We start from the raw sequence: 13,587 nt of genomic DNA, 5'->3' as shown, positions 1-13,587 counted from the left end.
CGAAGTATAGCAGGCCGCATGACGGCAGACGGCCAAGAGGCCGGAATCTTCGTCAGTTTGCCACAATGTTGCGTGCTTCCGGATGATAAAATCGCCCGATTCGCTCATTCTTCGCTTTTTCTCTTCCACACCATGCAAATCGCCGATCAGCTCAGCCAACTCAACGCCCTTTCGCCATTGGATGGCCGGTACGCTTCCCGGGGCGACGCGCTGCGCGGCTTGCTCTCTGAAGCCGGCTTCATGGCCCACCGCGTTGAAGTCGAGGTGGCCTGGCTGATCGCGCTGTCCGACGCCGGCCTGCCGGAACTGCCCGCCTTCTCCGAAGCTGCCCGTGCCCGCCTGCAACAGTTGGTGCGCGACTTCTCGGAAACGGACGCGGCCCGCATCAAGGACATCGAACGCGTCACCAACCACGACGTCAAGGCCGTGGAATACTGGCTGAAGGAAAAGGTGGCCGACGACGCCGAGCTGGCCCGCGCCGCCGAGTTCATCCACTTCGCCTGCACCTCCGAGGACATCAATAACACCTCGCACGCGCTGATGCTGACCCGCGCCCGCAACGAAGTCGTGGTGCCGCGCCTGCGCGAATTGGCCGCCAAGCTGAACGACATGGCGGTGGCCCAGGCCGACCAGCCCATGCTGTCGCGCACGCACGGCCAGCCGGCCAGCCCGACCACCCTGGGCAAGGAATTCGCCAACGTGGCCGCGCGCCTGAACCGCGCCATCGCCGCCGTCGAGGCCGTCGAACCGCTGGCCAAGCTGAACGGCGCTACCGGCAACTACAACGCCCACCTCTCGGCCTACCCCGAGATCGACTGGCCCGCCTTCAGCCAGCGCGTGCTGGCCGGCCTGGGCCTGACCCAGAATCGCCACACCATCCAGATCGAACCCCACGACTGGATGTCGGCCCTGTTTGACGCCATCACGCGCGCCAACATCATCGTGCTGGACCTGGACCGCGACGTCTGGGGCTACGTGGCGCTGGGCTACTTCAAGCAACGCCTGAAAGAAGGCGAGGTCGGTTCCTCCACCATGCCGCACAAGGTCAACCCGATCGACTTCGAAAACTCCGAAGGCAATCTGGGCCTGGCCAACGCCGTGCTGCGCCACCTGGCCGACAAGCTGCCGATCTCCCGCTGGCAGCGCGACCTGACCGATTCCACCGTGCTGCGCAACCTCGGCGTGGGCTTGGGCTACTGCCTGGTGGCCTGGGATGCCTGCATGCGCGGCCTGGGCAAGCTGGAAGTCAACACCGCCGCCATCGACGCCGACATCGACGCGTGCTGGGAAGTGCTGGCCGAACCGGTGCAGACCGTCATGCGCCGCTATGGCCTGCCGCAGCCGTACGAACAGCTCAAGGCTTTGACGCGCGGCAAGGGCATCACCGAGGAACGCCTGCGAGAATTCATCCAGGGCCTGGCCCTGCCCGAAGAGCCCAAGGCTCGCCTGCTGGCGATGACCCCACGCTCCTATATCGGGCTGGCCGCCGACTTGGCCCGGGCGGTATAGTCGCCTTGCCGCGCGCCTGGGGGCGCGCGGCCTCTGTTGAACTTACGGGAGATTGCAATGAAGAAGTTGTCCACGCTCGCCGCGTTGGCCTGTATGACGGTTGGGCCCCTGCTGGCGACGAGCGCGTCCGCGCAGTTCGCCAAGCCCGAAGATGCGGTCAAGTACCGCCAGTCGGCGCTGACGCTGATGGCTTCCCACTTCGGCCGCATGGCGCCGGTGGTCAAGGGCCAGCAGCCCTATGACGCCGCGCAGATCAAGGCCAATGTGGAAGTGCTGAAGACCTTGTCGGCCTTGCCGTGGACGGCTTTCGGCGCAGGCACCGAGGGCGGCGATGCGCGTCCTGAAGTCTGGAGCGACGCCGCGGGCTTCAAGCAGAAGCAGCAAGCCTTCCAGGACAACATCGTCAAGCTGTCGGCTGCCGCCGATGCCGGCGACCTGGACAAGCTGCGCGCCGCGTTCGGCGATGTCGGCGCAAGCTGCAAAGCCTGCCACGACTCGTACCGCAAGAAGAAGTAAGCGCCGGCCGTCCGCGGGCGGCATGTGGGCAAAGAGGCGCCAGCGGAATCGTTGGCGCTTTTTTTTCGTCATTGCAGGGTGTGGCTGCGGTCCTCCGACCATGGGTGCATCCCGTTCAAGGGAGATCGCATGAAGTCCTTTGAGAATCTGGTGGCCGAGGCCGAAGCTGCCGACGTGGGCGGTTGGGGCTTCGACTGGCTGTCGGGGCGGGCCTCCGAGGAGCGCCCGCCTTGGGGCTATGCCGGGCGGCTCGCGCAGCGCCTGGCCAGTGCGCAGTCGGCGCTGGATTTGGACACGGGCGGTGGCGAGGTGCTGGCCGAGGCCTCCGGATTTCCGCCGGTCATGCACGCGACCGAAGCCTGGCCGCCCAATGCCAGGAAAGCTCATGAGCGCCTGGCCGCGCGCGGCGTGCAGGTGGTGCAGACCGAGCACGGCGCCGCGTTGCCGTTCGCTGACGCCTCGTTCGAATTGGTGACGTCCAGGCATCCCGTGAGTCCGGACTGGGCGGAGATCCATCGCGTGCTCAAACCGGGCGGATCTTACTTTGCGCAGCATGTGGGGCCGGCTTCAGCCTTCGAACTGATTGAGTATTTTCTCGGGCCATTGCCGCAGGAACGGCGCCTGCGCGATCCGCAGGGTGAAGCCGCCGACGCCTTGGCCGCAGGGCTGACCGTGACGGATTTGCGCACGGCGCGCTGCCGGATGGTGTTCCACGACGTGGGCGCCGTGGTCTGGATTTTGCGCAAGTGCGTGTGGTGGGTGCCGGGTTTTTCGGCGTGGAAGTACCGTGATCCGCTGCTGGCGTTGGATGAAGGCATGCGCCGGGGAGAGCCGTTCGTGGCGCACTCGGCCAGGCATTTGATCGAAGCGCGGCGTGGGGCGGGTCCGGTCCGCGAGCAGTGACGCTGCCTGCGGACCGAGGGAGGCTTCAATCGCGCTTGCGGGCGCAGGACAGGCAGAGTACCGCTGCGGCGAGGCTCAGGCCATAGGCGATGATCGGCCAACTGGTCCCGCTCGGAAAGAGCGTGATGGCGAGGGTTCCAAGACCACCCAGTATCAGCCCGCCCAGGCAGAAGTAGACCGCAGTGACGGTTCCCGCCATCTGGTCGAAACCCTGAAGTGCGCCGTTCGGCGCCACGGAGACTGCCGAGGCGATGCCGGCGCCGACCAGCCACATCGGGGCGATCAGGCCCAAAGCCGAATTGGGCGCCCACAGCTCGGTGAGGGCGAGGGCGAGGGCTCCCGAGATCAGGCAGCCCATTCCCATCCTCAGCGTTTTCAGGCTCCCCCAGCGAGGGATAAGCCGGCCCATGAGTCGCGCAGTCACCATCATTGCAATCGCCACGGTCGCGAATAGCAGGCTGAAGCCAAGCTGTGACAGCCCTTGGCGGCCCATCATCAGCCAGGGCGCGGTCGAGAAAAAGACAAAGAAGCTGCCCATCCCGGCGCTGTAGCACAGCGTGTAGAGCCAGAAGCTCCGGCGTCTAAGGGGTGACAGGAGTCGCGACCACTGTGGACCGGCGTCTCCTTGCCTTCTGGTCTCGGGCCATAGCAGCCAGGCCGCGATGACCGCTCCGGTCATCGCCATTCCCAGCAGGCCGAAGATGGCGCGCCATCCCAGCCAGGCGCTGACCAGCGCGCCCAGTAGCGGGCCTGCCGCAGGCACCATCGCCAGCATGGACCCGAGCAAACCGTAGATGACGTGGCTTTCCTTGCGGCCCGAGTAAACGTCGCGCACGGTGGCGAAGGTGGCGACGAGGCATGCCGCGGCCCCGCAGGCCTGGAGGATGCGCAGGCCCAGGAATAGGTCTGGGGACGAGGTGGTGGCGAGGCCGAACGAGGCGGCGATATAGGCCAGGCCGCCGCTGAGCAAGACGGGGCGGCGGCCCAGCCGGTCCGACAGCGGGCCGAAGACAAGCTGGCCGGCTCCAAGCAGAACCAGGTAAGCCGTCAAGGTCCATTGGACCGTCGCGGCGCCGGTGCCGAGCGCATCGGCCATGAAGGGCACCACGGGCAAGTACATGTCCATGCCCAGCGATGCCAGCAGATCGAACGGCGACAGCAGGAAGAGCGTGGCGGCAAGGGAGAGCCGCCAGGAAGAATCATTTGAGCGCACGAAACCATCTCCTTCAGGAAGGATCAGGCGGCGCTCTCCTTGAGCGGATGGAGTCTCGAGAACGCCGCAACAACCGAAAAAAGCGAGTTGTTGCGGCTTACTTGTCTGCTTGCTTGGCGGTGCTCATGGGCGTCAGGAAAAGGACATATCGGCCGCCACTTCCAGCGACCGGATCCACAGCACCAGGCCCGTGACGCAGGCGCCCAGCACCAGGGCGCGCAGCCAGACGGCAAAGCCGTCCTGCGTGGGCGGCGTGCCGGCGGGCACGTCCTTGGCGTCGACCTTGCCCGTGATGATGGCGCGTACCAGGCGCTTGCGGCGCACCAGCGCGTACCAGAGCACCGCGGCGAGATGCAGGGCGACCAGGGTCAGGATGACCCACTCATTGAGCTTGTGCCAGGAAGTCATGGCGGCCGCCACGGTTTCGCTGACGTGCCCGAACAGCGGGCCCTGCGTCATGATGTCGTCGGTGGTGAACAGGCCGCTGACCGCCTGGGAGCCGATGACCAGCAGCAGCGCCAGCACCGACAGCGCGCCCAGCGGATTATGGCCGGCGGGCGCGGCTGCGCCCTTCAGGTACCGGGCCACGGCGGCCGGCCCGCGTACGAACTGCGTGAAGCGGGCGTAGCGGGGGCCGAAGAATCCCCACAGCAGGCGGAACAGGATCAGGCCCAGCGCCGCGCAGCCGAAGCGCACATGCCAATCCATGTACAGGCCGCCCAGCTTGACGCTGACGAATGCGCCGACGATACAGGCGACCAGCGCCCAGTGGAATAGACGAGTGGGGAGGTCCCAGATATGGACCGGGAGACGATTATTCTGCATGGGGGGATCGCCAGGGCTGTATTGCCGGGGACTTTATCACGCACAAATTGCCCCGTTGCGGGAGCAACGGGGCGGGGTACTGCTTCAGTGGGTATTGCGGCGCGCCGGCACGATGCGATGCACGTGCTCATGGCGGAAGCGGATGCGTTGGCCAGGAGCCTCTTGCGCAGGCGCTCCGCAAGGCACGACTTCGGTCGTGTAGGTCGTCGTGCCGTTGATCGGCGCGTTGTAGATGACCTTGGCGCGGATTTCCGGGCCATTCGCGGGTTGCAGGTAAACGATGTCGCCGATATGGATCGGCGTGTTGTCCAGCATGGTGTGGGCCGGGCGTCGGATCAGGTCCGAGGTAGTGAAACGAGTATTCATGGTGTTTGTTCTCTTGGTTTCTAGTTATGTGAAAAGCCGCGTCAGGCCACATGACGCGCGGCAATCCTGCCGCATGCCGCTGCCAGCCGCATCTAATATGGCGGGCGTGTGGTGACACTAACGCATATTTGCCGCCGACCCTTTGCGCATTCTCATGTTTTTGCGCGCACGGGCTGACGGCGCGACGCTGTCCATCAGTCCGGGACGGCATCATTTCGGGCTGTGCGATGCGCGAGGCATGCAGGGGTCCGAGGATTCATGCAGGGCGTGCTGGCCCTGGCGATTGCGGCGCGATTATCGGTACTTGTCGCTTGCGCGTGTTGCAGGCGCCGCTGATTGTCTTGTTGCTTCTTGCCAAGCCGGACCGGCGGTTTGGTGAAGGCGTTTTGTTCCAGGCCGCGATCCGGATTTGCGTTCTTCGCAAACGGGATGGAATGCTCGGGCTTGGGTGTTTTGGGTCTTTTGGGTCTTTTTTTGGACCTACTTTGTGAGGTCTGCTTTGTGTCTGGGGAAGGGCCGATGCTCAGCCTTCAGAACCCGCGCCGTTTTATTTTCGAATGGAAATTGGCGCAAACCGCAGAACTCAACCATTGATGATACTGGCAGCCAACTCTTTTTGCAAGCGTTTTGTGGTAGGGGAGGAAGAGTCCTCCCCTTATCTGTCCCTTAATGAGAGGTGGGGCGGGCCTGGCGCTGGGCTTCGATGATGAGGCCTTCCAGGCGCGCGGACATGCGCAAGGCGACCTGCGCGCTGGTCTGGCCGTCCGGCTGGCTCTCGGTTTCCAGCGCGAGTTCGATGCGCTCGTTGTCGAAGGCCTCGGGGGCGGCCTGGATTTCCACGTAGCGGGCCAGCAAGGCGTCGACCGCCTTCTGCGCGTCGGCCAGCGCTTCAGCGGACAACTGGCCAGGACTCAGGTACTGGTTGACCACCCGCGCCAGGTCGTTCATGAAGAACAGCAGGGCGGCCGCGCCGCGGCAATCGGGATGGGCAAAGCCCCAGGTATCGGAGGTGGCGGTTTGAGTCATGGTTTGGGGCGAGCCTGTGTTGCGGGGGCCATCGCGGCCGAAGACGCCATTTTATGGGATCGGGCGGCGGGGCCGCATGAGGCATACTGCCATGCCTATGATAAGACTCGCACGACCTTCAGACTTGGCCAGCCTGGCCGATATCGAACGTTCCGCCGCGCGGCGGTTCCTGGACACGCACATGGCCTGGGCCGCCGGCGACGATACGGCGCCGCTGGCCGAGCTGGCGCAGGCGCTGGCGGCCGGCCTGCTGTGGATCGCAGAGGGCGAGGGCCTGCCCGCAGGCTTTGCGCTGACCCGGCCCATGGATGGCGATCTCTACCTGGCCGAGATGGCGGTCGCCTTGCCGTGGCAGGGCCGCGGCCTGGGGCGGGCGCTGCTTTGCGCCGTATGCGCCCACGCTCGTTCTGCGGGCTGCTACCGGTCCGTGGTGCTGACCACCGACCGCGAATTGTCCTGGAACCGGCCGTTTTACCTGCGGCAAGGCTTTGCGGAGGTGCCGGCGGCGGACCTTACGCCGGGGCTGCGGGCGCGTTTGCGCCACGAGGTTGCCATGGGCTTTGACCCCGCGCGGCGCTGCGCGATGACGTATCCCCTGGCGCCATGATGCGGGCGGCGGACCCTGTGTCAACACGCTTCGATAGCAACAAATTCCGCCCGCTGGCGGCGGCAGGAAGCGCCTTCGGGATAATCTGCCGGAGAGCGGCCGCCGACGGCCGCGGTTCCGCGAACCCGCATGCAAGGAGGATAGGCATGGCACTGCTGCGAGCTTGCCTGCTGGGCCTGGCGACGGCGTCGATGCTGTTTCTGTCGGCTTGTGTCAACAAGGAGCCCCAGGAGCGGGTTGCGTTCATCCAGCTGCTGCAAAGCCGGATGAGCAGCGCGTCGCTGCTGCCCATAGGCATCCTGAGCGAGCCGGAAAAGGAGGCCGTCGGCGGCTATGCCGATGCCTACGAAGTGATCGCCGATTTCCAGGATGCGATGGCGCAGGCGGCCGTGTCCATGCGCGGCGTGCTGGAAGTCGAGACCATCCGCTCGGTGGCCGAGATCGTGGAACGGCGGGCCCGCTTCGAGGCGGCGCGCAAAATGCTGGCCGAGCAGGCCGCCGAGGTCCAGCAGGCCCAGGCCAAGGCGGACAAGGCGCGGGCGGCGCTGGCGCTGCCGGCCGATCTCGCGCCCGTCTATGACGGCGTTTATGACGAAGCCGTGACGGCGCCGGCGGCCGAACTGCTGGATGCCGCAGCCGCCATGGATGCAGTGGCGCGCGATGCGTTGGGCGTGGCGGATTTCGTGGAGGCCCATGCGCAGGACATCTTGCTGGCGGACGGGCAGGCGCGTGTCGCGACGCTTACTCTGCAGCAGGAACTGAACCTGCGCCTGCAGGGGTTGAACGCGCAGTCGGACGTTCTGGAGCACGCGCGCGCCGTGCTGCTGCAAGCGGCCGGGCAGCCGCCGGACGCCCGTTGAACGGCGCTTTGTACAATGCGGGTCTCGCGGCGTCAGCCGAGCCTGGGACGGAATATGAGCCAATCTTCCAGCGTGCACTACAGAACCTTTCTGCTCCTGCTGGTGGTGGTCACCATCGCCTTCGGCTGGTTGTTGTGGCCTTTTTACGGCGCTGTTTTCTGGGGCGCCGTCCTTGCCATCATCTTTGCGCCGCTGCAGCGCCGGCTGGTGCAGCGCATCGGCGGGCGGCGCAACCTGGCCGCGCTGATCACCTTGCTGCTGGTGCTGCTGCTGGTGATCCTGCCGCTCATCGTCATCAGCGGATCGCTGGTGCGCGAAGGCGCGAATCTCTATCAGAGCGTCAAGTCCGGGCAGATCAACTTCGGCGCCTATTTCCAGCAGGCCATGGCGGCCCTGCCGCCGTCGGTGCATGATCTGCTGGCGCGCTTCGATCTGGCCGACATACCGAGCCTGCAGGAAAAGCTCAGCGCCGGCGCGATGCAGGCCAGCCAATTCCTGGCGACCCAGGCCTTGAACATCGGACAGGACACGTTCCAGTTCGTGATCAGCTTCGGCATCATGCTGTATCTGCTGTTCTTCCTGTTGCGCGACGGCCCGCTGCTGTCGGCGCGGCTCAAGCGCGCCATGCCGCTGAGCGACACGCACAAGCAGCATCTGCTGCGCAAGTTCACCACCGTCGTGCGCGCCACCGTCAAGGGCAACGTCGCGGTGGCGGCGGCGCAGGGCGCGCTGGGCGGCATCATCTTCTCGATCCTGTCGATCCAGGGCGCGCTGCTGTGGGGCGTGATCATGGGCTTTCTGTCCTTGCTGCCCGCGATAGGCGCGGGGCTGATCTGGGCGCCGGTCGCGATCTACTTCCTCTTGACCGGCGCCACGGTCAAGGGTGTCGCGCTGATACTTTTCGGCGTGCTGGTCATCGGCATGGTGGACAACGTGCTGCGCCCCATCCTGGTCGGCAAGGACACCAAGATGCCCGACTATGTGGTGCTGATCTCCACGCTGGGCGGCATGGCCTTGTTCGGCCTGAACGGATTCGTGATCGGCCCGCTGATCGCCGCGCTGTTCATGGCTAGCTGGGACCTGTTTGCGCCGCCCGTGGATGGATTGGCGGACAGCGCCGAGGACCAGCCGCGCGTCGAAAAATAGGCGCGGAGGGCGGCTCGGTGGTCCGCCCCGGCCCGGCGGGTGTATGGTGTAGCAGCGCCGGCTTCCACCGAGGCCGGCCTTTCGTATCAACCTCGACTATTCGGGAGCGCGTTGGATATGGAATGGAAACTGCATCGATCGGGCTGGATCGAAGAACGCAACTTCGACATTGAATTCGCCGAGACCCCGGAGGGCTATCACGCCCGGGTGCGGGTCTTCGGATTTCCAGTACTGGAAGACACCAAGCACGTGTTCCCCAATGAGGCGCTGGCCGAGAAGGGGGCGCTGACGCTGCTCAAGACCCAGTTCACCGGCACCCCGGATCTGGAAGATCAGTAGGGCGACAGGCGCCGCGCGTTCTGAATAAATTGGGGACGCGCTATTTTCACCACATCTGTATTGACGCGGCGAGGGGATTCCCATGGCGCGGATTGTGCGATTGCGAACTTCTGCAATAATTTCTGACGTTCGTTCGTCCTCGGGCCGTGGGCCGAGCGCAACGTATCGGGAGGCGCATGGGTCCAGAGGTGTGGTTTCGATCGGCAGGCCGACGCTTGCGGACTTCGCAGGGCGAGGTTCCCGTGGCTGACGCCGAAAGCCTGGCCGGCGCGCGAGTGCGCCGGCCGCGCCGCTATTCCATGCGCACAGGCCTGTTGACGTTGGTGTTCGCCTGTATCACGCCTGCCTTGATCATGGCGTCGGTGGCGGTCTACGAAAGCTACGTCATCCAGAAAGAGCGGATCTTCCGCGACACGATATTCCTGGCGCGTAATCTCACTGCGATCCTCGACCGCGAACTCACCGGGGTCGAGGCCGGCTTGCAGATGCTGGCCTCGTCCCCGGACCTGGTGGCCGGCGACCTGGCCGGTTTCCATCGGCGGGCGCGCGAATCCGTGCGCTTCCAGATCATCGACAGTTATGTGCTGACCGATAAGGACGGCCGTCAATTGATCAACACGTCCGTGCCATTCGGCAACGCCTTGCCGCTGACCGGCGCGTCCACTCAGCTGGCCGAGGTATTCCAGACGCGCGCGGCGGTATTGACGGGCCTCTTCACCAGCAAGGTCAACCAAGGTCCGCTCATTGCACTGGGCGTGCCGGTGATGCGTAACGGCGAGGTCGCCTACAGCCTCAACGTCGGCATCCTGCCCGAGCGCATCGGCAACCTGCTGGGCAGGCGGGCATTGCCTGACGGTTGGGTGGCCGCCGTGCTGGACGATAGCGGCACGATCCTGGCGCGCACGCGCGACACCTCGAAATTCGTGGGCCAGAAGGCCGTTCCCGAGTTGGCCCGGGCGGTGCTGCAGGAAAGCGAGGGCTCGCTGGAAACCGTCACCAAGGAAGGCACTCCTGTTTACACCGCCTTCAGCCGTTCGTCCTTGTCCGGCTGGACGGTCGCGGCCGGGGCCCCAATGAGCCTGCTGACCACGGACCTGTACCGCTCCATCGCCTGGATCGCCCTGGGCACCTTGCTGGCTTTTGGACTGGGCCTGCTATTGGCCTTGCGGCTCGCCAGCCGCCTGACCTCGGCCGTGCAGAGTTTGGTTGCGCCCGCGCTCGCGCTGGGCAAGGGGCACGCGGTGACGGTGCCGGGCACGCGCGTCAAGGAGGTTGCGGAAGTGGGCGGCGCGCTGGTGCATGCCTCGCGCATGCTGGCGCATGCCCAGCATCTGGCGCACTACGATCCGCTGACCGGCCTGTGCAATCGCGTGCTGTTCAACGAACTGGTGCTGCGCGAGCTTGCGGTGGCGCAGCGCAGCGGCGAATCCTTTGCCGTCCTGGCGATCGACCTGGACGGCTTCAAGGCGGTCAATGACCTGCACGGCCATGCGACCGGGGACGCGGTGCTCCAGGAAGCGGCGGAGCGCATGGCCGACGCCATCCGCGTATCGGACGTGGCGGCGCGGCTCGGGGGCGACGAATTCGCAGTGTTGTTGCTGGGCGCGAGCGGGGACGACGCGCGCCGCGTCGCGCAGGCGCTGGTGGAAAGCCTGTCCCTGCCGTATCCCGAGGTCAACGTCTCGGTTTCCGCCAGCGTGGGCATCGCCGTGTATCCGCAGTCCGGCGTCGCCGTGCGCGAGCTGCTGGAACGCGCCGATAGGGCGCTCTACAAGGCCAAGGGCCAGGGCAAGCGCAGGGTGGAGGTGGATCAGTGACCCGCCCCGCCCGCCGCTGGCACGCCGTTACCCGTCGTGGGGCGGCGGCGCCAGGGCAGTAAGCACTTCGCCCGATTTCAGTCGGTACCGGTTCCGATCCAGCGGCACCACGCGCTCCCCCTCGGTGGTGCGGAGTATGTAGCGGGCCGCGTCAGGCCGGGCCGCGTCAGGCCGGGCCGCGTCAGGACTGACGTGGCCTGGCCCGACGTGTCCCGGCTCTTCCGCCCTCAGGAACACTTCAATCCGGTAGAGCCGGCCCGACTCCGTGCTGGCCAGCACGTCGCTCAATCTGCGTATGGATATGGTCATGCGGCGCTTGCTCCTTGTTCTGAATTGTTCTGGCGGGCATTCGGGGGCGGGGCGCCGACTCTGCCGCATGCCGGAGGCTGGCCACGGCTCGTGCAGGTTTTCGCTAAACTGCCCGGCTTGGCGCCCCGAAGCGGGCAATCGGAATCAGTAATGCAACTTTCCCTGAGCCGGAACACGGCGACTTCACTGGGCTTGCTGGCGGTGCTGCTGTGGGGCACCGTCGTCGGCCTGATCCGCGGTGTCAGCGAAAGCTTCGGTCCGGTAGGCGGCGCTGCGCTGATCTATACGACGGGTTCCGCGTTCCTGGCGCTGCTGCTGGGATTCCCGAAACTGCGGACCTTTCCGCGCTCCTATCTCGTCGTTGGCAGCCTGCTGTTCGTTGCCTACGAGATCTGCCTGTCGCTCTCTTTGGGCTACGCCGCCAACCGCGGGCAGGCGATCGAATTGGGCATCGTCAACTATCTCTGGCCCTGCTTCACCGTGATTCTCGCCATGCTCATCAATGGCCAGCGGGCCAGCGCATGGGTGGTGCCGGGCATACTGTTGTCGCTGTGCGGCATCGTCTGGGTCCTGGGCGGGTCCGGTGGACTGTCCTGGGACCGCACCATCGCCAATGTCTCCAGCAATCCCCTCAGCTATGGACTGGCCTTCAGCGGCGCCATTATCTGGGCCGTCTATTGCAACGTAACCACGAGATTCGCCGACGGCAAGAATGGCGTCGCCCTGTTTTTCATGCTGACTGCGGCCGCCCTGTGGATCAAGTTCCTGCTGGGCGCCGAACCCGCCTTGACATTCACCTGGCCGGCCACGCTGGAACTGCTGGTAGCTGGCGGCGCCATGGCCGCAGGCTATGCGCTATGGAACGTGGGAATACTCAAGGGCAACCTGACCTTGCTGGCCACGGCGTCCTACTTCACGCCGGTCTTTTCGACATTCTTCGCCGCCGTGTGGCTGTCGACCCGCCTGACGGCGTCGTTCTGGCAAGGCGTGGCCATGGTGACCGCGGGCTCGCTCTTGTGCTGGGCCGCGACGCGCGGCAAATCCGCCCGGGGCGCATAGCCCCAGGCGTGCGTGCCGTAATAAAGGAGTTATTCGATCAGCACGGTCTGAGCGACCGCGTATCCGAGCGGAATCAACAAGAGTGAAGCAAATAAGGAACTGACGATCGCCGCCGAGATTTTCAGCCAGGGTTCGGACCCTGCGCTTTGAACCGTTTGAATCACCAACGCGACGATACCCACAACCATCAAACAGCTGATTACCACTGCTACATAAGTCATGTTGTCTCCGTCCTCGCCTGATTAAAGGGGTGCGGCTGCCGCTGGGCGGTCTAGATGTTTGTATTGATTGTGCGCCTGTATTTGCGCAACAGGCCCTAGGGTTTTCCTGACGCGGCGCGCGGTTTGTGGCGTTTTTGCCGCGAGGTGTGCAGCATGAATTCATGTGCGAGCGCAGCATTTTTGCCCGTGTTTACGGCGATATGTTTGCATGGGCGGGTTTGCGTCGGCGCGTTTGCGCTACGATGGCGGCGTCGAACCACGCTAAAGGCCGCCACATGCCGCAACTGCGCCCAGGCACGCGCGCCACGTTGCAAGTCAGGCAATTGATGCCGGGAGAATTCGCCTGGATCATCACCCTGTTCGATCCCGAAAGCGGCAATGTGCGCAGCACCAATTATTCGCCCAGGCGCTACGGCAGTCAGGACGAAGCTTCCATGGCGGGCAAGGCCGCCGTGATTGAATTCCTCGGTAGCGGCGGCCAGAAAGCCGTTGAACCGGGCAAGGACGTCAAGAACAAGTCCTGACCCTGCCCGGTCGCGCACGCCAGCATGCCCTCGCAAGAGGGCTTTTTTACGTCCTCGGGAACGCTGCTTGCTGGTGGGGTGGGCGGCGCGTTGGCGCCGCTCGAGGAGAACACCATGTCCCAATCCATGCATCGAGAGCCCGGCGGGGGCGACAAGCCTGAGCCCGACGATCCCGCCTTCCCGAATAATCCGCCGCCTGACGACCCGCCGCTGGATCCGAATCGGCCTCGCAACGATCCCGACGCCATTGATCCCGTGCCGCCGCCGAACCCTCGCGCGCCGGGCACGATCGATCTGGCCTGAACGCTGCGCAACGCGCAGGACATCATTCAAGGAGGTTTTATGCG

At 65.2% G+C, this 13,587-nt stretch carries 17 protein-coding genes; 11 read left to right on the top strand and 6 right to left on the bottom strand.

Going from position 1 to position 13,587, the window contains the following annotated elements:
- Window positions 1-132: 132 nt before the first annotated feature.
- The 3 genes from purB to WBB14_RS11270 all read left to right on the top strand — a co-directional run bounded on the left by purB (window position 133) and on the right by WBB14_RS11270 (window position 2,928).
- On the top strand, window positions 133-1,509 hold the full coding sequence (purB, locus tag WBB14_RS11280) for an adenylosuccinate lyase (protein WP_424239900.1): 1,377 nt from the start codon (window positions 133-135) through the stop codon (window positions 1,507-1,509).
- 57 nt (window positions 1,510-1,566) lie between these two features.
- The gene (locus WBB14_RS11275; RefSeq protein ID WP_013392590.1) at window positions 1,567-2,025 is read left to right on the top strand and encodes a c-type cytochrome; all 459 of its coding nucleotides are present in this window, start codon (window positions 1,567-1,569) and stop codon (window positions 2,023-2,025) included.
- A gap of 129 nt (window positions 2,026-2,154) precedes the next feature.
- Entirely contained in the window at window positions 2,155-2,928 is a 774-nt protein-coding gene (locus WBB14_RS11270) for a class I SAM-dependent methyltransferase (protein WP_424239899.1), read from the top strand.
- Between the two features lie 25 nt (window positions 2,929-2,953).
- Here WBB14_RS11270 and cml read toward each other — a convergent pair whose 3' ends face one another.
- The 4 genes from cml to WBB14_RS11250 form a co-directional block, all read right to left on the bottom strand.
- Window positions 2,954-4,141 carry a CmlA/FloR family chloramphenicol efflux MFS transporter gene (cml, locus tag WBB14_RS11265; RefSeq protein ID WP_424239898.1) on the bottom strand — a complete coding sequence of 396 codons (1,188 nt, stop codon included), beginning with the start codon at window positions 4,139-4,141 and terminating at the stop codon, window positions 2,954-2,956.
- Window positions 4,142-4,273: 132 nt separating this feature from the next.
- Complete coding sequence (locus WBB14_RS11260; RefSeq protein ID WP_424239897.1) at window positions 4,274-4,966, bottom strand: cytochrome b/b6 domain-containing protein; 693 nt, start codon at window positions 4,964-4,966, stop codon at window positions 4,274-4,276.
- Between the two features lie 84 nt (window positions 4,967-5,050).
- The gene (locus WBB14_RS11255; RefSeq protein ID WP_332012486.1) at window positions 5,051-5,332 is read right to left on the bottom strand and encodes a hypothetical protein; all 282 of its coding nucleotides are present in this window, start codon (window positions 5,330-5,332) and stop codon (window positions 5,051-5,053) included.
- 666 nt (window positions 5,333-5,998) lie between these two features.
- On the bottom strand, window positions 5,999-6,358 hold the full coding sequence (locus tag WBB14_RS11250) for a hypothetical protein (protein WP_424239896.1): 360 nt from the start codon (window positions 6,356-6,358) through the stop codon (window positions 5,999-6,001).
- 91 nt (window positions 6,359-6,449) lie between these two features.
- On the opposite strand from WBB14_RS11250, the gene WBB14_RS11245 reads away from it, so the two are divergent.
- The 5 genes from WBB14_RS11245 (at window position 6,450) to WBB14_RS11225 (ending at window position 11,127) form a co-directional block, all read left to right on the top strand.
- Window positions 6,450-6,965, top strand: a complete 516-nt coding sequence (locus WBB14_RS11245) for a GNAT family N-acetyltransferase (RefSeq protein ID WP_424239895.1) — start codon at window positions 6,450-6,452, stop codon at window positions 6,963-6,965.
- A 146-nt stretch (window positions 6,966-7,111) separates the two neighbouring features.
- On the top strand, window positions 7,112-7,825 hold the full coding sequence (locus tag WBB14_RS11240) for a DUF3053 family protein (RefSeq protein WP_424239894.1): 714 nt from the start codon (window positions 7,112-7,114) through the stop codon (window positions 7,823-7,825).
- A 54-nt stretch (window positions 7,826-7,879) separates the two neighbouring features.
- The gene (locus tag WBB14_RS11235) at window positions 7,880-8,971 is read left to right on the top strand and encodes an AI-2E family transporter (protein WP_424239893.1); all 1,092 of its coding nucleotides are present in this window, start codon (window positions 7,880-7,882) and stop codon (window positions 8,969-8,971) included.
- A gap of 117 nt (window positions 8,972-9,088) precedes the next feature.
- Window positions 9,089-9,310 (top strand): hypothetical protein, encoded by a 222-nt coding sequence (locus tag WBB14_RS11230; protein WP_424239892.1) that lies wholly within the window; start codon window positions 9,089-9,091, stop codon window positions 9,308-9,310.
- A gap of 242 nt (window positions 9,311-9,552) precedes the next feature.
- Window positions 9,553-11,127, top strand: a complete 1,575-nt coding sequence (locus WBB14_RS11225) for a diguanylate cyclase (RefSeq protein WP_424239891.1) — start codon at window positions 9,553-9,555, stop codon at window positions 11,125-11,127.
- A gap of 27 nt (window positions 11,128-11,154) precedes the next feature.
- Here WBB14_RS11225 and WBB14_RS11220 read toward each other — a convergent pair whose 3' ends face one another.
- The gene (locus WBB14_RS11220; protein ID WP_424239890.1) at window positions 11,155-11,436 is read right to left on the bottom strand and encodes a 6-phosphofructokinase; all 282 of its coding nucleotides are present in this window, start codon (window positions 11,434-11,436) and stop codon (window positions 11,155-11,157) included.
- A 150-nt stretch (window positions 11,437-11,586) separates the two neighbouring features.
- On the opposite strand from WBB14_RS11220, the gene yddG reads away from it, so the two are divergent.
- Window positions 11,587-12,495, top strand: coding sequence for an aromatic amino acid DMT transporter YddG (gene yddG / locus WBB14_RS11215; protein WP_424239889.1), 909 nt, complete (start codon window positions 11,587-11,589; stop codon window positions 12,493-12,495).
- A gap of 29 nt (window positions 12,496-12,524) precedes the next feature.
- On the opposite strand, the gene WBB14_RS11210 is transcribed toward yddG, so the two are convergent.
- Window positions 12,525-12,716, bottom strand: a complete 192-nt coding sequence (locus WBB14_RS11210) for a hypothetical protein (protein WP_424239888.1) — start codon at window positions 12,714-12,716, stop codon at window positions 12,525-12,527.
- A 161-nt stretch (window positions 12,717-12,877) separates the two neighbouring features.
- Between WBB14_RS11210 and WBB14_RS11205 the strand changes: the two genes are divergently transcribed.
- Both WBB14_RS11205 and WBB14_RS11200 read left to right on the top strand, forming a co-directional pair.
- Window positions 12,878-13,240: a hypothetical protein gene (locus WBB14_RS11205; RefSeq protein WP_424239887.1), complete on the top strand. Its 363-nt coding sequence runs from the start codon at window positions 12,878-12,880 to the stop codon at window positions 13,238-13,240.
- 114 nt (window positions 13,241-13,354) lie between these two features.
- Window positions 13,355-13,543, top strand: coding sequence for a hypothetical protein (locus tag WBB14_RS11200; protein ID WP_332012476.1), 189 nt, complete (start codon window positions 13,355-13,357; stop codon window positions 13,541-13,543).
- Window positions 13,544-13,587 lie beyond the last annotated feature (44 nt).

The organism is Achromobacter sp., from assembly GCF_049647645.1.
Classification (GTDB): domain Bacteria; phylum Pseudomonadota; class Gammaproteobacteria; order Burkholderiales; family Burkholderiaceae_B; genus Achromobacter.
This window is presented reverse-complemented; position numbering and strand designations above follow the sequence as displayed.